At 59.3% G+C, this 16,256-nt stretch carries 15 protein-coding genes and 5 pseudogenes; 17 read left to right on the top strand and 3 right to left on the bottom strand.

Annotated elements, in window-relative coordinates:
* The 3 genes from DH08_RS15980 to DH08_RS15970 form a co-directional block, all read left to right on the top strand.
* Positions 1 to 458: cation:dicarboxylate symporter family transporter (locus DH08_RS15980; protein ID WP_192180216.1), on the top strand; the 458-nt coding region annotated here is incomplete at its 5' end.
* Between the two features lie 343 nt (positions 459 to 801).
* A complete protein-coding gene (locus DH08_RS15975) occupies positions 802 to 1,833 on the top strand; it encodes a LacI family DNA-binding transcriptional regulator (protein WP_192180215.1) in 1,032 nt (343 codons plus the stop codon).
* Positions 1,834 to 1,992: 159 nt separating this feature from the next.
* Positions 1,993 to 2,799 (top strand): TIM barrel protein, encoded by an 807-nt coding sequence (locus DH08_RS15970; RefSeq protein ID WP_192180214.1) that lies wholly within the window; start codon positions 1,993 to 1,995, stop codon positions 2,797 to 2,799.
* A 6-nt stretch (positions 2,800 to 2,805) separates the two neighbouring features.
* On the opposite strand, the gene DH08_RS15965 is transcribed toward DH08_RS15970, so the two are convergent.
* Positions 2,806 to 3,777 (bottom strand): LysR family transcriptional regulator, encoded by a 972-nt coding sequence (locus tag DH08_RS15965; RefSeq protein ID WP_192180213.1) that lies wholly within the window; start codon positions 3,775 to 3,777, stop codon positions 2,806 to 2,808.
* Positions 3,778 to 3,950: 173 nt separating this feature from the next.
* On the opposite strand from DH08_RS15965, the pseudogene DH08_RS35830 reads away from it, so the two are divergent.
* The 4 genes and pseudogenes from DH08_RS35830 to DH08_RS15950 form a co-directional block, all read left to right on the top strand.
* Positions 3,951 to 4,165, top strand: a pseudogene (locus DH08_RS35830) (GNAT family protein); the annotation flags it as partial.
* 6 nt (positions 4,166 to 4,171) lie between these two features.
* Positions 4,172 to 4,300 (top strand): annotated as a pseudogene (locus DH08_RS36310) (polysaccharide deacetylase family protein); the annotation flags it as partial.
* Positions 4,301 to 4,396: 96 nt separating this feature from the next.
* Positions 4,397 to 4,675: an acyl carrier protein gene (locus DH08_RS15955; protein WP_192180212.1), complete on the top strand. Its 279-nt coding sequence runs from the start codon at positions 4,397 to 4,399 to the stop codon at positions 4,673 to 4,675.
* Positions 4,676 to 5,881: a beta-ketoacyl-[acyl-carrier-protein] synthase family protein gene (locus tag DH08_RS15950; protein WP_123169530.1), complete on the top strand. Its 1,206-nt coding sequence runs from the start codon at positions 4,676 to 4,678 to the stop codon at positions 5,879 to 5,881.
* Positions 5,882 to 5,915: 34 nt separating this feature from the next.
* Here DH08_RS15950 and DH08_RS15945 read toward each other — a convergent pair.
* Positions 5,916 to 6,224 (bottom strand): annotated as a pseudogene (locus DH08_RS15945) (LysR family transcriptional regulator); the annotation flags it as partial.
* 147 nt (positions 6,225 to 6,371) lie between these two features.
* Here DH08_RS15945 and DH08_RS36305 point away from each other — a divergent pair.
* From DH08_RS36305 to DH08_RS15930, 4 genes and pseudogenes are all read left to right on the top strand, one after another.
* A pseudogene (locus DH08_RS36305) lies at positions 6,372 to 6,608 on the top strand (GNAT family protein); the annotation flags it as partial.
* A 4-nt stretch (positions 6,609 to 6,612) separates the two neighbouring features.
* Positions 6,613 to 6,738, top strand: a pseudogene (locus tag DH08_RS36875) (polysaccharide deacetylase family protein); the annotation flags it as partial.
* Between the two features lie 97 nt (positions 6,739 to 6,835).
* On the top strand, positions 6,836 to 7,114 hold the full coding sequence (locus DH08_RS15935; protein ID WP_192180211.1) for an acyl carrier protein: 279 nt from the start codon (positions 6,836 to 6,838) through the stop codon (positions 7,112 to 7,114).
* Positions 7,115 to 8,323, top strand: coding sequence for a beta-ketoacyl-[acyl-carrier-protein] synthase family protein (locus DH08_RS15930; protein ID WP_192180210.1), 1,209 nt, complete (start codon positions 7,115 to 7,117; stop codon positions 8,321 to 8,323).
* A gap of 614 nt (positions 8,324 to 8,937) precedes the next feature.
* Here DH08_RS15930 and DH08_RS15925 read toward each other — a convergent pair.
* The gene (locus DH08_RS15925) at positions 8,938 to 9,885 is read right to left on the bottom strand and encodes a LysR family transcriptional regulator (RefSeq protein WP_192180209.1); all 948 of its coding nucleotides are present in this window, start codon (positions 9,883 to 9,885) and stop codon (positions 8,938 to 8,940) included.
* 307 nt (positions 9,886 to 10,192) lie between these two features.
* Between DH08_RS15925 and DH08_RS15920 the strand changes: the two genes are divergently transcribed.
* The 6 genes from DH08_RS15920 to DH08_RS15895 all read left to right on the top strand — a co-directional run bounded on the left by DH08_RS15920 (position 10,193) and on the right by DH08_RS15895 (position 16,082).
* Complete coding sequence (locus DH08_RS15920) at positions 10,193 to 10,783, top strand: NodA family N-acyltransferase (RefSeq protein WP_192180208.1); 591 nt, start codon at positions 10,193 to 10,195, stop codon at positions 10,781 to 10,783.
* On the top strand, positions 10,780 to 11,436 hold the full coding sequence (gene nodB, locus DH08_RS15915) for a chitooligosaccharide deacetylase NodB (protein ID WP_192180207.1): 657 nt from the start codon (positions 10,780 to 10,782) through the stop codon (positions 11,434 to 11,436). The genes DH08_RS15920 and nodB overlap by 4 nt, the downstream gene beginning before the upstream one ends.
* A gap of 15 nt (positions 11,437 to 11,451) precedes the next feature.
* A complete protein-coding gene (nodC, locus tag DH08_RS15910; protein ID WP_192180206.1) occupies positions 11,452 to 12,807 on the top strand; it encodes a chitooligosaccharide synthase NodC in 1,356 nt (451 codons plus the stop codon).
* A 234-nt stretch (positions 12,808 to 13,041) separates the two neighbouring features.
* A complete protein-coding gene (gene nodI, locus DH08_RS15905) occupies positions 13,042 to 13,956 on the top strand; it encodes a nodulation factor ABC transporter ATP-binding protein NodI (RefSeq protein WP_192180205.1) in 915 nt (304 codons plus the stop codon).
* Between the two features lie 3 nt (positions 13,957 to 13,959).
* A complete protein-coding gene (locus DH08_RS15900) occupies positions 13,960 to 14,748 on the top strand; it encodes an ABC transporter permease (protein ID WP_123169522.1) in 789 nt (262 codons plus the stop codon).
* 329 nt (positions 14,749 to 15,077) lie between these two features.
* Entirely contained in the window at positions 15,078 to 16,082 is a 1,005-nt protein-coding gene (locus tag DH08_RS15895) for a nodulation protein NodZ (protein ID WP_282595040.1), read from the top strand.
* The last annotated feature ends 174 nt before the right edge of the window (positions 16,083 to 16,256 follow it).

Raw genomic sequence — 16,256 nt, 5'->3', positions numbered from 1 at the left:
CCTCGGAGGCCGCGCTGCCCTCGCTCATGGAGAAGATGGAGAAGGCCGGCGCCAAGCGTTCGGTCGTCGGCCTCGTCATCCCGACCGGATATTCCTTCAATCTGGACGGCACCAGTATCTACATGACGCTGGCGGCCCTCTTCATCGCCCAGGCGACGAACACCGATCTGTCGATTGGCGATCAGGTCCTCCTGCTGCTCGTTGCGATGCTTTCCTCGAAGGGTGCAGCAGGTGTAACAGGTGCGGGATTCATCACGCTGGCCGCTACGCTCGCCGTAGTACCCAGCGTTCCCGTGGCTGGCATGGCGCTGATCCTTGGCGTCGACCGCTTCATGTCCGAATGCCGGGCGCTGACGAATGTCGTCGGCAACGCGGTGGCATCGCTCGTCGTCGCCCGCTGGGAAGGCGAATTGGATCAAGCGCAGATGAAAGCCACCTTCTGCGGTCATCGGGTTTGATGGGCATTAAACCGGGCACGCCCGCCGAGTAAGTCACAGCTTCGCGACCTATTAAGTCGCCGGGCTGGTCACAAGCACCGAACGATCGGCTCGCAGGCTTGAAACAGCGCCTCGCGGGGCGATGAAATCAGAAGCGCTAAATGCGGTAAGTGCAAAATTACGGGCTCTCTAAGCAAACGACCTGTACATCGATACGCGCCCGCCTACGCTTGGATTGCTGTTCGTCGCATACGCCGTCGATCATGGAGTATGCGGACGTCTTCACTCTGCCGCCCGGAACCTTCGCCGAGACGCGCTGATGACAGAGGGTCACCTGGCGTTAAAACAAATCAGAATTGGACCCATGACCAAGCGCCCCACAATTGCCGATATCGCCCGCGAAGCCGGAGTCAGCGTGGCAACGGTCGATCGCGTTCTGAACGCTCGTCATCCGGTGCGGGAGGAGACTGCGCGGCGGGTCCACGAGGCCGCCCACGCCATCGGCTATCATGCTGCCGGTCTTATCAAGCAGCGCTTGCAGCGGGACCTGCCGCGCTATCGGCTGGGCTTCATCTTGAGAAAACCGGCCCAGCATTTCTACCAAGACTTCGCGCGCGAGGTCGAAGCGTCGGTTAGTTTGGCCCAGTCCTTCCACGGCATTCCGCTCATCGAATTCGCGCCGTCAAATGTCCCGGGTGACCTGATTGCGCTGCTTGAGGATTTGGGCGCGCGCTGCCACGCGATTGCCATGGTGGCACCGGACCACCCGAAGATTACAGCGGCGGTTGAGGAGCTCAAGGCCAAAGGCATTCCGGTTTTCTCGCTGCTTTCGGACTTCGCCGCCGGCGTGCGTCAGGGCTATATCGGCCTTAACAACCGCAAGGTGGGGCGAACGGCCGCTTGGATGTTTTCCAAGATCGCAAAACGGCCCGGAAAGGTGGCGGTGTTTGTCGGCAGCCACCGTTTCCAAGGGCACGAGCTCCGGGACCTCGGCTTTCGTTCCTTTTGCCGTGAGAACGCGCCGACATTCGAGGTGCTCGATCCGCTCGTGAACCTCGAGAAACGGCAGATCACCTACGAATCAACACTCGATCTCATGCAGAGGGAACCCGAGCTCGTCGGCTTCTATGTGGCCGGCGGGGGCATGGAGGGCGCCATCACTGCGCTCCGGGAAGAGGGTAAAGGTCAGAATCTCGTCGCGATCGTGAATGAAATCACGCCGGAGTCACGGGCGGCGCTCGCAGATAATATCATCACGATGGCTGTCGCCACGCCACTGCATCGGCTTTGCCAGGAGCTGATGACGCTGATGGCGCGGGCCATCGAGACCGGCACGGTCGAGACGCCCGGGCAGACATTTCTGCCGTTCGACATCTATCTGCCGGAAAATATATGAAGACTGACAGATTCTATCATAGGCGTCGAGTTTCCTTTCACAAATGAAAGAAAGCTCGATTGACTATCATTCCGGTCTGTTGAATCAACGAGCGCCTCGCGGCAGGAGCCGAACAGCTGAGAACGGCGGCCGCACTTCATGAAAGGAAAAAGCCAAGCCATGCGCCAGGCATCGCCCCGCTTTGCGCTCGACCACTTGGCGGGCTCCCGATTTGATGTTCGGGCATTTTTCGCGCTTGCCCGCGACCAGGGTCTGACCGACGTTCTGTTCAGCAATTCTTTTGCACCTGGCATGCCGGCTGCGGAAGTCCGGTCTGCCGCCGCTGAGGCGGGCGTCACGATTATCTCTGTCAACGCCTTGCAGCGCTTCAATGAGTGGACTCCCGCGCGCCAGGCCGAGGCGAGCAATCTCGCCGATTATGCAGCTGACTGCGGGGCGAAGGCGCTCGTGCTGGTGCCGGTCAATGACGGTTCGTGTTTCGCGAACGGCGAGCGGCCCGGGAACCTGCCCGTCGCCTTAAGCGCGCTCAAGCCGATCCTCCAGTCGCGCGGTTTAATCGGTCTTGTCGAGCCGCTGGGCTTCCGGACCTGCTCGCTGCGATCGAAGGAGGAAGCGGCTAAGGCCATTACCGCGGTTGATGGCAAGTCCGCCTTCCGCCTCGTGCACGACACCTTTCACCACACACTCGCCGGGGAGACTTTCTTCTCCTGCGAGTTGACCGGTCTCGTGCACATTTCAGGCGTGAACGATCCGACCTTCTGGATTTACCCGGATCGCGTCCTGGGAGGTTCCGACAATGGCAGCCAGATCCGGGCGCTGCTTGATGGCGGCTATGCCGGTCCCTTCTCGTTCGAGCTAGTCGAGGAAGTCCACGCGCTGGACGACCTCGCAGGCGCACTTGCCGCCAGCATCGATCTCATCCGAGACGGGGCGGCTATTGACGCGAGAGCCGGTGTGAGGCGCTGATCAGATTTAGGAGCGGTCCCGACGTCCTCCCGGGGTCTTGCTTGGAGTAGCCATGCCGGACGCCTCCTGCAACATTATCTCCCGCATCCAGATGCTTGCCGGATCGCTGTTGTGAAGGGCCGGCCATTGGACGGCCTCCGTAAATGCCCATTGGACGGCCTCGGTAAATGCCGGAAGTGGCAGCGGAAGGTCGACGATCTGCAGGGGGAACGTTTTTTCGAAATGCTTGACCAGCCGCAAGGGCATGGTCGCTATACGAGCTGTGCCTGAGACCATAGGCGGGATCATGCTAAATGCCTGCACGACGACCTCGACACGTCTCTTAAGACCATGCTCAATCAAAAACCATTCCTCGATGGAGGGCTTCTGCATACGCCCGAACTTGGCCGCAACGTGCCTCCTCGACATGTATCTCTCGAATGTAAGCTGCCGTGGCAGCTGTTTGTTCGCGGCGCAGCCTACGCACACAAGCGTTTCGTCGAACAGCGCCATTCTTGGATGCGCGCTCGACATGAACAATTCCGGAAGAATTAGAAAATCGATGTCACCGCGTCGGAGAAACTCATCTGGGTCGTCGTCGACAGGCAGCAATTCGAAGCTGACGGCGGGTGCTTCCCGTGCAACACGCTCGACGACCTTTTCAAGAAACACGAGTGTGACAAAATCGGAAACAATGATCCTGAAGCGACGGTCGGATTGAGCTGGGTCAAACGGATCCCAAGAAATAATCGAGCACTGGATGTGCAGGAGAACGTCGCGAACTGCGGGGGCGAGTGTTTCCGCACGCGGTGTCAGAATACGTTCGCGGCCGCTCATGGTAAATAGTTCATCGTGGAAATAGTCACGCAGCCGAGCGACAGCCGCACTCATGGCCGGCTGACTTAGGTTGATGCGGCGTGCCGCCGCAGTGAGGCCGCGCTCGCTCAGCAGCGCGTCGAGCACGACGAGAAGATTCAGATCAAGCCCTTTGAAACGCATGTCTTCAGCAATCCATAGCGTGAATGCGTTTCATCGAAACAAACGATTTTGTCAATCTTTCGGAATCCTGCATTGACAACAGCAGCTGACGCGCACCGTTCAGCCACTGCCTCTATCGCGTCACGAGTGCGTTAAAAAGAGCCCGAAAGGAGAAATCTTACCATGCGCTCTGACTGCGGCGGAGCTTGTGCTGGGAAAATGCGTTGCAACTGGCCGACCATGTCGAACTCTGCGACTTCTTCCGAAAGACCTATGGACGGACTGGGGCCTTCAACGCAAAGCCATTCGAAGGCGGCCATAATTGGGCCGGCGCGAGGCCGGAATTCCGCGCAACGACGCGCACGGCATAGCGGCCCATATTGGCATGCTGCGCCGCTTCACCAAGGTTAGCAAGCCCCAACCATTTTTCACACCGCAGATCCTCAATGTGCTGACGCAACATCGGGTGCCGGCGACGTTCCTCGTCATCGGTGCCTACGCCGCAGAGCACCCGGATCTCATCCGGCCTCCACAAGCAGTTGGTCTTGGTGAGTCGCACAAGCTGGTGAGGGGCAGATTTCGCAACGCGGCGCGGCTCAGGCATTGAGCCACGTCGAAAACGCAAGCTGGAGAGAACAAGATGGCTGATCAACTGACCAATGAAATAATCGCAATGATCAAGAAGCGCGCTGCGTCGGAGGGCGGCAATATAGCGCCCGCCTCGGGCGGCGAGATAACGGCTGCCACGGGACTGACTTCGCTCGGCATCGATTCACTGGGTTTGGCGGACGTACTCTGGGACCTGGAGCAGGCCTACGGCATCAAGATCGAGATGAACACGTCCGAGGCCTGGTCGGATCTCCAGAATGTCGGCGACATGGTGGAAGCCGTGCGTGGCTTGCTCGCTAAGGTGGCGTGAATGGACAGGCGCGTCGTGATTACTGGGGTCGGAGGGCTTTGCGGGCTTGGGACCGACGCCGCCTCCATTTGGAGAGAGATGCGCGAAGGCCGCTCCGCCATCGGCCCGATCGTCAACTCCGAGCTCCATGAATTGAGGGTCAGGATCGGGGCCGAGATCAAGGCGCTGCCGGAGCATGACATCGACGGCAGGCAGCTCGTCTCCATGGACCGCTTCAGCCTGCTCGCTGTGCTTGCGGCGCGCGAAGCCATGCGTCAGGCTGGACTTTCCTCCAAAGAAGGAAATAGCTATCGCTTCGGTGCGACGGTGGGCGTTGGCGGCTGCGGCTGGGATGCGATCGAGCAAACCTACCGCGCCATGCTTCTGGGCGGTAAGCGTGCCGCCCTCTTGACTGTACCCAAGGCGATGCCGGGCGCCGCCGCCGGCCAGGTCAGCATGAGTCTCGGCCTGCGCGGGCCGGTCTTCGGCGTCACGTCCGCCTGTTCCTCGGCAAACCATGCGATTGCCTCCGCGGTGGACCAGATCAGGCTCGGCCGGGCCGACGTGATGCTTGCCGGCGGCAGCGAAGCGCCGCTCATATGGGGTGTGCTGAAGGCATGGGAAGCGATCCGCGTGCTTTCGCCCGATACTTGCCGGCCATTCTCGGCCGATCGCCAGGGCCTGTCGCTTGGTGAAGGCGCCGGCATGGCGGTGCTGGAAAGCTACGAGCATGCCATGGCTCGGGGCGCCACCATCCTTGCCGAAATTGCCGGTGCCGGCCTTTCCGCCGATGCCTCCGACATTGTCGCGCCGACTATCGAGGGGCCGGAGGCAGCAATGCGCGCCTGCCTTGCCGATGCTGGACTGAATGCCGAGGATGTCGACTATCTCAACGCGCACGGCACCGCCACCAAAGCCAATGACCAGATCGAGACGGCGGCGATCAAGCGCGTCTTCGGTCAGCACGCCTATTCAATGTCCATCTCTTCTACCAAGTCCATGCACGCGCATTGCCTCGGCGCGTCCGGCGCGCTCGAGATGATCGCCTGCGTGATGGCTATTCGCGAGGGCGTCGTGCCGCCGACTGCCAATTATCGTGAGCCAGACCCCGATTGCGATCTCGACGTCACGCCCAATGTGCCACGCGAGCGCAAGGTGCGCGTGGCACTGAGCAACTCCTTCGCCTTCGGCGGCACGAACGCGGTTCTGGCATTCAGGCAGATGTAGAAGCCATGAGAGATACCTCCACACGAGTGTGACGAAATCGCAAAAGAAGGATCTTGAAGCGGCGATCGGATTGAGCTGGGTCAAACGGATTCCAAGAAATAATCGAGCACTGGATATGCAGCAGTGCGTCGCGAACTGCGGGGGCGAGTGCTTCCGCACGCGGTGTCAGAATGCGTTCGCGCCCGCTCATCGTAAATAGTTCATCGTGGAAAAAGTCACGCAGCCGGGCGACGGCCGCACTCATGGCCGGCTGACTTAGGTTGATGCGGCGTGCCGCCGCCGTGAGGCCGTTGAGCACGACGAGAAGGTTCAGATCAAGCCCCTTTGAAACGCATGTCTCCAGCTATCCATGGTGTGGATACGTTCCATCGACAGAAACGATTTTATCAATCTACCTGAATCCTACATTGACAACAGCATCTGACGCGCACCGGTCACCCCACTGCCTCTATGGCGTGACAAGCGCGTTAAAAAGAGCCCGAAAAGAGAAATCTTTCCGTGCGCTCTGACGTGGAGGTTGTGCTGGGAAGATGAATTGCAACTGGCCGACCATGTCGAACTCTCCGATTTCTTTCCGAAAGACCTATGGACGGACTGGGGCCTTCAACGCAAAGCCATTCGAAGGCGGCCGCAGTTGAGCCGATGCGAGGCCGGAATTCCACGCAACGACGCGCACGGCATAGCGGCCCACATTGGCATGCTGCGTCGCTTCATCAAGGTTAGCGAGCCTCAATCCATTTCTCACACCGCAGATCCTCGATGTGCTGGCGCAACATCGGGTGCTGGCGACGTTCTTCGTCATCGGTGCCTGCGCCGCAGAGCACCCGGATCTCATCCGGTCTCCACAAGCAGTTGGTCTTGGTGAGTCGCACAAGCTGGTGAGGGGCAGATTTCGCAACGCGGCGCGGCCCAGGCATTGAGCCACGTCGAAAACGCAAGCTGGAAAGGAACAAGATGGCAGATCAACTGACCAATGAAATAATCGCAATGATCAAGAAGCGCGCCGCGTCGGACGGCGACAACATAGCGCCCGCCTCGGGCGGCGAGATAACGGCTGCCACGGGGCTGACTTCGCTCGGTATCGATTCACTGGGATTGGCGGACGTTCTCTGGGACCTGGAGCAGGCCTACGGCATCAAGATCGAGATGAATACGTCCGAGGCCTGGTCGGATCTCCAGAATGTCGGCGACATGGTGGAAGCCGTGCGCGGCTTGCTCACTCAGGAGGCTTGAATGGAAAGGCGCGTTGTCATCACCGGAATGGGCGGGCTCTGCGGGCTGGGCACTGACGCCACCTCCATCTGGACGGGGATGCGCGAAGGCCGCTCCGCCATCGGCCCGATCGTCAATTCAGAGCTTCATGAGCTGCAGGGTACAATCGGCGCTGAGATCAAGGCGCTGCCGGAGCACGACATCGACCGCGGGCGGCTCGTCTCCATGGACCGCTTCAGCTTGCTCGCCGTGCTTGCGGCGCGCGAAGCCATGCGAAAGGCCGGACTTTCCTGCGATGAAGGAAATGCCGCTCGCTTCGGCGCGATAGTGGGCGTCGGTTTCGGCGGCTGGGACGCAATCGAGGAAAGCTACCGCGCCATCCTTTTGGGCGGCGCTACCCGTGCCGAGATCTTCACTGGACTAAAGGTGATGCCTAGCGCCGCTGCCACCCAGATAAGCTTGAGCTTCGGGCTGCGCGGGCCGGTCCTCGGCATCACCTCCGCCTGCGCCTCCGGCAACCATGCGATCGCTTCGGCGGTGGATCAGATAAGGTACGGTCGGGCCGACGTGATGCTTGCCGGCGGCACCGATGCGCCGCTCGTATGGGGCGTGCTGAAGTCATGGGAAGCGATGCGCGTGCTGGCTCCCGATACTTGCCGGCCCTTCTCTGCCGACAGGAAGGGCGTGGTGCTGGGCGAGGGTGCGGGCATGGCCGTGTTGGAAAGCTATGAGCATGCTACCGCTCGCGGGGCAACGATCCTTACCGAGATCGCCGGCGTCGGATTTTCCGCCGATGCCTTCCACATCGCGGCGCCGGCGGTCCATGGGCCGGAGGCTGCGATGCGAGCCTGCCTTGCCGATGCCGGGCTCAATCCCGAGGACGTGGACTACCTCAACGCGCACGGCACCGGCACCAAGGCCAACGACCAGATCGAATCAGCAGCCATCAAGCGCGTCTTCGGTGATCATGCGTATTCGATGTCCATCTCTTCCACCAAGTCCACCCATGCGCATTGCCTCGGCGCAGCTAGCGCGATCGAAATGATTGCCTGCGTGATGGCGATCCGCGAGGGCGTCGTGCCGCCGACTGCCAATTATCGTGAGCCAGACCCCGATTGCGATCTCGACATCACCCCCAATGTTCCGCGCGAGCGCAAGGTGCAGGTGGCACTGAGCAACGCCTTCGCCATGGGCGGCCTGAACGCAGTTCTGGCATTCAGGCAGGTGTAGCCGTGCGAGATGCCTCCTCCAACATTTCTGTCGGATCCAGATGCTCGCCGGATCACTTCAGTGCTACCTGCAGACAGCCGACGAGAGCATGTGAAGGGTGGGCTATTGGATCGCCCCGGTGATGCGGAAAGTGGCGGCGAAGCTGAACGATCGGCGGGGGCTTCGTCTTTGTGAAATTCTTAACTATTGAAGCCGCTTGGACGTACTGCCACCCCTCAAGGTAAGCGAGCCCTGCGAGTTCGGCTGGAGGTCTAAAGCTTTACGCGACTATGTCGGGAGGGCCCAGGGCCGGCCCTGGGACTGCCTGAAGCTACGCCAAGAAGCCATCGGTGGTCCTGGCCCGAGATCGTGCATGAGAGCCCCTCATTGTGGGCCATCGGGCGAGAGGTCTCGCCGTCAAAGCGATCTCGGGCCAACATGCGACACAGCGCCGAGGGCTGAGCCACGGTAGGAACTCCTGTCGGTAATTATGTGCCGAGCCAGTCCACCCGGAGCCCCGTTCCAAACAACTCCCGCTCCTAATAGACCAAGGACCGCGCCGACCTGAAGGCACGGAAGGCGGTACCCAACTGCGGACCGCTCGCAACACCTGCCGAGCAACCGACCTCTCGACCTCAGTGTTGATGCGTGCGACGTCCCGGGGTCTTGCTTGGAGTAGCCATGGCGGACGCCTCCTGCAACATTATCTCCCTCAACCAGATGCTTGCCGGATCGCTATTGTGAAGGGCCGGCCATTGGACGGTCTCGGTAAATCCGGGAAGTGGCAGCGGAAGGTCGACGATCTGCAGGGGGAACGTTTTTTCGAAATGCTTGACCAGCCGCAAGGGCATGGTCGCGATACGATCTGTGCCCGACACCATCGGCGGGATCATGCTGAAGCCCTGCACGGCGACCTCGACACGTCTCTTAAGACCATGTTCAAGCAAAAACCATTCCTCGATGGAAGGCTTCAGCAGACGCCCGAATTTGACCACGACGTGCTTCATCGACATGTATCTCTCGAACGTAAGCTGCCGTGGCAGCTGTTTGTTCGCGGCGCAGCCTACGCACACAAGCGTTTCGTCGAACAGCGCCACTCTTGAATGCGCGCTCGACTTGAACAAATCCGGCAGAATTAGAAAATCGATGTCACCGCGTCGGAGTAGCTCATCGGGGCTGTCGTCGACAGGCAGCAATTCGAAGCTGACGGCGGGTGCTTCCCGTGCAACACGCTCGACGACCTTTTCAAAAAACACGAGTGTGACGAAATCGGAAAGAAGGATCCTAAAGCGGCGATCGGATTGAGCTGGGTCAAACGGATCCCAAGAAATAATCGAACCCTGGATGCGCAGCAGTGCGTCGCGAACTGCGGGGGCGAGTGCTTCCGCGCGCGGTGTCAGAATACGTTCGCGGCCGCTCATCGTAAATAGTTCATCGTGGAAAAAGTCACGCAGGCGGGCGACGGCCGCACTCATGGCCGGCTGACTTAGGCGGATGCGGCGTGCCGCCGCCGTGAGGCCGCGCTCGCTCAGCAGCGCGTCGAGCACGACGAGAAGGTTCAGATCGAGCCCTTTGAAACGCATGTCTTCAGTTATCCATGGTGTGGATGCGTTTGATTGAAACAAACGATTTTACCGATTTACCAGGACGTCGCATAGGGGAATTCAAGGAAGCCCTAAAGGAAGTTTTTCAATGTTTGCGTCGGCTCCGAAAAGCATTTTGCGGTGTACGCCTTCCGATGTGCGCCGAACATCAACCGAGTCGTATGTCCATTGCGGCTAGGTTTCTTTGGTGATCTGCGCAAGCAACATCGCGTCGGCTCGACGCGACAAGCTCCCCTACGCGTAGGCGCTTCCCTTAAGAAAACACCAACAAAGATGAGGTCTTTCCATGCGCTCTGACGTGCGGTGGAGGTTGTGCTGGGAAAATGAGTTGCAACTGGCCGACCATGTCGAACTCTCCGAGTTCTTCCGAAAGACCTATGGACGGGTTAACGCCTCCAACGCGAAACCGTTCGAAGGCGGCCGTAGTTGGGCCGGTGCGAGGCCGGAAGTCCGCGCAATCGGCTACGACGCTCACGGCATAGCGGCTCACATTGGCATACTGCGCCGCTTCATCAAGGTTGGTGAGGTCGATCTGTTAGTGGCCGAACTGGGGTTGTACGGGGTGCGTTCGGATCTTGAGGGACTTGGGATCAGCTTCTCAATGCAGTTCGTGTATCCAGTGTTGCAGCAGCTTGGGGTTCCATTCGCTTTCGGCACGGTTCGGCACGCGCTGCGGAACCATGTTGAGAGGTTCTGCCGAGGCGGTCTGGCGACTATGTTGTCGGGCATTCCCGTGCGCTCGACCCATCCAGAAGTGTATCCCGACCTGCCGCCCACCCGCCTGGAGGACGTGCTCGTCTTGGTTACGCCAATTGGACGCTCGATGAGCGAGTGGCCGTCCGGCACCCTGATTGATCGGAATGGTCCGGAGCTATGATACATCTGGACTGCATAAGCGAAGTGCCGAGTGAATGGGCTGGCACCGGCCGTCGCAGCGTTTATCTGACATTTGACGACGGTCCCAATCCATTTTTCACACCGCAGATCCTCGATGTGCTGGCGCAAAATCGGGTGCCGGCAACGTTCTTCGTCATCGGCACCTACGCCGTAGAGCACCCGGATCTAATCCAACGAATGATCGCAGAAGGGCACGAGGTGGGCAACCACACGATGACTCATCCGGATCTGTGCAAATGCAGCATCGCCGAAGTGCACAGTGAAGTCTGGGAAGCGAACGGCGCCATCATGATGGCGTGTCCACAGGCCTCGGTACGCTTCCTTCGCGCGCCCTACGGCGCCTGGAGCGAAGAAGTATTCACAGCGTCAGAGATCGCGGGGCTGGCGGCGCTTCATTGGTCTGTCGACCCGCGAGACTGGTCTCGCCCCGGCAGCGACGCGATTGTCGATGCAGTGCTCGCTTCTGTCCGTCCGGGTGCAATCGTGCTTCTGCACGACGGTTGCCCGCCCGACGAGTTGAGACCGAGCACTCGAGCCAGTCTGCGCGACCAGACCGCCAAGGCGCTGTCCGAGCTGATCCCGGCATTAAACGCCCGCGGATATGAAATTCGCGCCCTTCCACAACATCATTGAAAATTGCGAGATCCTATGGACCTGCTTGCCACAGCCAGTACTGTCGCCGTCTCGTGCTATGCACTGCTCTCGGCTGCTTATAAAAGCATGCAGATGGCTTATGCTTCGCCGATGGACCGTTCTCCGGTGTCGGATGAATTGGTCGGTTTCGACCCTCTGCCGAGCGTGGATGTCATCGTTCCCTCCTTCAACGAGGATCCGAGCGCGCTCTCGGCGTGCCTGGCGTCCATTGCAAGCCAACAATACGCCGGAAAACTGCGGGTCTATGTGGTTGATGACGGTTCTGCAAATCGCGACGTTGTCGTACCGGTACACAGTGCCTTTGCGGGCGACTCGAGATTCAACTTCATTTTGCTCGACAAGAATGTTGGCAAACGCAAAGCGCAGATCGTCGCGATACGCCGCTCATCTGGAGATTTGGTGCTCAACGTCGACTCGGACACGACACTCGCGTCCGACGTCGTCGCAAAGCTTGCACGCAAGATGCGAGATCCAGCCGTCGGCGCGGCCATGGGCCAGTTGGCGGCCAGCAACCGGAGCGACACCTGGCTGACCCGGCTGATCGATATGGAGTACTGGCTGGCTTGCAATGAGGAGCGAGCGGCACAGGCTCGCTTTGGTGCCGTCATGTGCTGCTGCGGCCCATGTGCGATGTACCGTCGCTCCGCACTCGTTTTGCTGCTGGATCAGTACGAGACGCAACTGTTTCGGGGGAAGCCAAGCGACTTCGGTGAGGATCGCCATCTTACGATCCTCATGCTGAAAGCAGGCCTTCGAACCGAATACGTTCCCGACGCCATCGCCGCAACGATCGTTCCGGATCGGCTAGGGCCGTATCTGCGCCAACAACTCCGCTGGGCGCGGAGCACATTTCGGGACACGTTGCTTGCGCTGCACCTATTGCCAAGCCTCGATCGCTATCTCACGTTGGATGTGGTCGGACAGAATCTCGGCCCGCTTTTGCTCGCCCTGTCGGTACTGGCTGGACTCGCGCAGCTCGCACTGACAGCCACAGTGCCTTGGTCGGCAGTCCTGATGATTACATCCATGACCATCATTCGGTGCAGCGTGGCAGCGTTTCGTGCCCGCCAACTTCGATTTCTCGGGTTTTCTCTACACACATTCATCAACGTCTTTCTCTTACTCCCCTTGAAAGCCTATGCGTTGTGCACATTGAGCAACAGCGATTGGCTGTCGCGCAAGGCGCCTACCCTACCCAATGGAGGGGAAAAGCAGATCCGCATCAAAAACCCGATTGCCGGACCAAACGCTCCAGAAGGCTCGGAAGTTGCTCACTCAATTCGCAGGACGGAGCTTTCGCGCGGTTCTTCAACGTTGGTGGAGTCTGAGAGCGTTTTCAGTGGCGAGTGATAGTGTACTGCGTAGGGCACAAGTCGTGACCTGGACAATATTTCAATTGTTAGAACGGGAAGTGGCCGCAGACGATCCGTGGCGGCTCTACGGCAATCCATAGAGCGGAAGCGTCTCACACAAATGCTCCGGCTGTCGCGTTCCCAAGGGCCGCCACAGCGATGGCCTCCTCTCCAGAACGCTCGCAAGTGAGCTCCCGCCGGCTGAACGGCTCCTTTCAGCAGAGATGATCGCATGTCCAACGTAGCAATCGACCTTAACGGCGTGACGAAGTCATTTGGCAATAAGGTCATTGTGAACGGGCTGTCGCTCACCGTTGCGTCGGGAGAGTGCTTCGGCCTGCTGGGGCCGAACGGTGCGGGCAAAAGTACGATTGCACGTATGGTCCTCGGCATGACGCAGCCTGACGCGGGTAAGATCACGGTGCTCGGAGTGCCAGTGCCGGCACAGGCTCGCTTGGCACGCAGGGGCATCGGCGTGGTTCCACAGTTCGACAATCTTGACCTGGAATTCACGGTACGCGAGAACCTGTTGGTATTCGGGCGCTACTTCGGCATGAGCACACGCGCGATCAAAGCGGTCATCCCATCACTGCTCGAGTTCGCCCGCCTTGAGAGCAAGGCGGATGCACGTGTCGGCGAACTATCCGGCGGCATGAAGCGGCGCCTGACTCTGGCACGCGCGTTGATCAACGACCCGCAGCTGCTCGTAATGGACGAACCGACTACCGGCCTCGACCCGCACGCGCGCCACCTGATCTGGGAGCGTCTGCGTTTCCTGCTGGCGCGCGGCAAGACGATCATTTTGACGACCCACTTTATGGAAGAGGCTGAGCGGCTGTGCGATCGGCTGTGCGTTCTCGAGCATGGGTGCAACATCGCCGAGGGCAGCCCTCATGCCCTGATTGAGGAGCATATCGGATGCAACGTCATCGAGATCTTTGGTGGCAATCCGCAGGAGCTGGGTTCGCTGATCAGGCCATATGTTCAGCGCATCGAGGTGAGCGGCGAGACGCTCTTTTGCTATACGCCCGATCCGGAGCAGGTGCGCGCCCAGCTACGCGGGCGTGCGGGGCTACGGCTTCTAGAGCGTCCACCTAATCTGGAGGACGTTTTCTTGCGGCTGACCGGACGCGAGATGGAGAAGTGAACGATGAGTGAAGGTTATGCAGCGGCTCTACCCGCCAATGCGTGGAACTGGGTTGCGGTGTGGCGCCGCAACTATCTGTCGTGGAAGAAGATCGCACTTGCGTCAATGCTCGGTAACCTCGCCGATCCCATGATTTATCTTTTCGGACTTGGTACTGGCCTCGGAATGATGGTCGGTCGCGTTGAAGATGCGTCCTACGTTGCTTTTCTGGCAGCCGGTATGGTCGCGACGAGCGCGATGACCGCGTCGACCTTCGAAACAATTTATGCGGCTTACCCGCGCATGCACCATCAGCGCATCTGGGAAGCAATCCTGTACACACAACTTACCCTCGGCGATATCGTTCTCGGTGAATTGGCGTGGGCAGCCACCAAGGCCTTTTTGGCCGGAACGGTCATCGCGATCGTCGCCGTCGTGGTGGGCTATGCGGCGTGGCCGTCCCTGCTCTATGTGCTACCAGCCATCGCGCTCACTGGGTTCGCCTTTGCGAGCCTGGCGATGGTCGTCACCGCGCTTGCCCCCAGTTACCACTATTTTGTATTCTACCAGTCGCTCGTCCTCACACCCATGCTGTTCCTGTCAGGCGCGGTCTTCCCGGTCACCCAATTGTCAGCTCCCTTTCAACAGGCAGCGCACTTTTTGCCGCTGGCACATTCGATCGACCTTATTCGTCCCGAAATGCTTGATCGCCCGGCTGGCGGTATCGCCCTGCATATCGGTGCGCTTTGCCTGTACGCGGTGTTGCCGTTCTTCCTCTCGATGGTGCTGCTTCGCCGCCGCCTGATGCGTTGAGACAACTTCCGAGAGAAGGAGATCCGTGATGCATTGCCACGACATTCGCGCGGAAGCGCATGATCATCTGGCCTTAGTTGGCCATTCGCTGCAAGCACCTCAAAGACGTTAGCGCCGTGTGGCAGCTGACGTACGACATTTCCAGCAGGAACGCCGGAATGACCATGGGCTGATCTCATTAGCTGCTTCAGACGAACCCTACGAGAATTGGTAGAGGCGGTGATATCTGACTGGCATTCGCAGGGGCGAGCGACATTGCAGCCCGGTCAGGTCGAACGGTCTTGAGGCAGGCCAATTTGACTTTCTTGTCACGATAAATGGAGAACGAGATGCTAGGACCGCGATCGCTGATGATTGGATCGGGCGAGGATCGGTTCGTTGTTTCGAGACGGCGAACCGGTTTCGGTGATTGCTTGTGGTCTCTGGCAGCAGCTTGGTCCTACGCCAAGCGGACGGGGCGGACGCTGGCCATAGATTGGCGTGGCTCCTGTTATCTCGATCAACCCTTCACCAATGCGTTTCCGGTGTTCTTCGAGCCAATTCAAGACATCGCGGGCGTACCGGTTATTTGCGATGACCAGGTCAACCAGTTCTCATTCCCTGGGCCTTTCTTCCCACCGTGGTGGAATAAGCCATCGATCGACTGCGTTTGCCGTCCAGATGAACAGATTTTCCGAGAACGTGACGAGCTGAGAGAACTTTTCGAAGCCCAAGATGATACTGAAGCCAACACCGTGGTGTGTGATGCTTGCTTGATGTGGCGTTGCGATATGGATGCCGAACGACAGATTTTTCGGAGTATCAAACCGAGGCCCGAAATTGAAGCTCGGATTGACGCCATCTATCAAGAGCACTTCGAAGGGCACAGCATAATCGGGGTGCATGTCCGGCACGGCAACGGTGAAGACATTATGGAGCACGCTCCCTTCTGGGCTGATCCGGAATTCGCCTTCCAGCAGGTATGCACAGCCATTCGTACGGCTAAAGAGCTACCGCATTCAAGGCCTGTGAGGGTGTTCTTGTGTACTGACAGTGCGCAGGTGCGTCGTGACTTGTCGGGCGTGTTTCCCGATCTTTTCACTATCCCAAAACAATTCCAGGCGGATCGGGCCGGACCATTACACAGCGCAGCACTGGGCGTTGACGGCGGGTTTTCTGCTCTCGTCGAGATGTACCTCCTTGGGCGATGCGATACCGTGGTTCGCTTCCCGCCGAGTAGCGCCTTCTCGCGCTATGCCCGCCTCTTCGTGCCACGTATTATTGAATTCGATTTAAACGATCCGGGTGGTTTGATCTTCATTGACAACTCGTCCGAACATCTTCCGACTTTGTGAAAGTCTTGGGCACCCTCGTGGAGCTTGTTCTGACGGGCGGACGCCCCTCGACGGCATCAGTGTGCTGAATGGTGGTATTTGACAGCCACCGAAAGGAAGGAGCGTCCGCAATGGAAGTTAGCACGATTGGACGTTGGCGGGCGATGATTAGCGGTAGGACAAAGCCCGTAGCCA

Origin of the sequence: Mesorhizobium amorphae, assembly GCF_014843845.1 — a bacterium.
In the GTDB taxonomy this organism is placed as follows: Bacteria; Pseudomonadota; Alphaproteobacteria; order Rhizobiales; family Rhizobiaceae; genus Mesorhizobium; species Mesorhizobium amorphae_A.
Note: the sequence above shows the minus strand (reverse complement) of the source record. Positions and strands in the feature narration are given on the sequence as shown.

Excerpts from the sequence above, each read along its gene's own strand:
- DH08_RS15920 (WP_192180208.1), top strand. The coding sequence starts at position 10,193 with ATGCGCTCTGACGTGCGGTGGAGGTTGTGCTGGGAAAATGAGTTGCAA.
- DH08_RS15965 (WP_192180213.1), bottom strand. The coding sequence starts at position 3,777 with ATGCGTTTCAAAGGGCTTGATCTGAATCTTCTCGTCGTGCTCGACGCG.
- DH08_RS15975 (WP_192180215.1), top strand. The coding sequence starts at position 802 with ATGACCAAGCGCCCCACAATTGCCGATATCGCCCGCGAAGCCGGAGTC.
- DH08_RS15930 (WP_192180210.1), top strand. The coding sequence starts at position 7,115 with ATGGAAAGGCGCGTTGTCATCACCGGAATGGGCGGGCTCTGCGGGCTG.
- DH08_RS15935 (WP_192180211.1), top strand. The coding sequence starts at position 6,836 with ATGGCAGATCAACTGACCAATGAAATAATCGCAATGATCAAGAAGCGC.
- nodB (WP_192180207.1), top strand. The coding sequence starts at position 10,780 with ATGATACATCTGGACTGCATAAGCGAAGTGCCGAGTGAATGGGCTGGC.
- DH08_RS15925 (WP_192180209.1), bottom strand. The coding sequence starts at position 9,885 with ATGCGTTTCAAAGGGCTCGATCTGAACCTTCTCGTCGTGCTCGACGCG.
- DH08_RS15950 (WP_123169530.1), top strand. The coding sequence starts at position 4,676 with ATGGACAGGCGCGTCGTGATTACTGGGGTCGGAGGGCTTTGCGGGCTT.
- DH08_RS15970 (WP_192180214.1), top strand. The coding sequence starts at position 1,993 with ATGCGCCAGGCATCGCCCCGCTTTGCGCTCGACCACTTGGCGGGCTCC.
- DH08_RS15955 (WP_192180212.1), top strand. The coding sequence starts at position 4,397 with ATGGCTGATCAACTGACCAATGAAATAATCGCAATGATCAAGAAGCGC.
- nodI (WP_192180205.1), top strand. The coding sequence starts at position 13,042 with ATGTCCAACGTAGCAATCGACCTTAACGGCGTGACGAAGTCATTTGGC.
- DH08_RS15895 (WP_282595040.1), top strand. The coding sequence starts at position 15,078 with ATGCTAGGACCGCGATCGCTGATGATTGGATCGGGCGAGGATCGGTTC.
- DH08_RS15900 (WP_123169522.1), top strand. The coding sequence starts at position 13,960 with ATGAGTGAAGGTTATGCAGCGGCTCTACCCGCCAATGCGTGGAACTGG.
- nodC (WP_192180206.1), top strand. The coding sequence starts at position 11,452 with ATGGACCTGCTTGCCACAGCCAGTACTGTCGCCGTCTCGTGCTATGCA.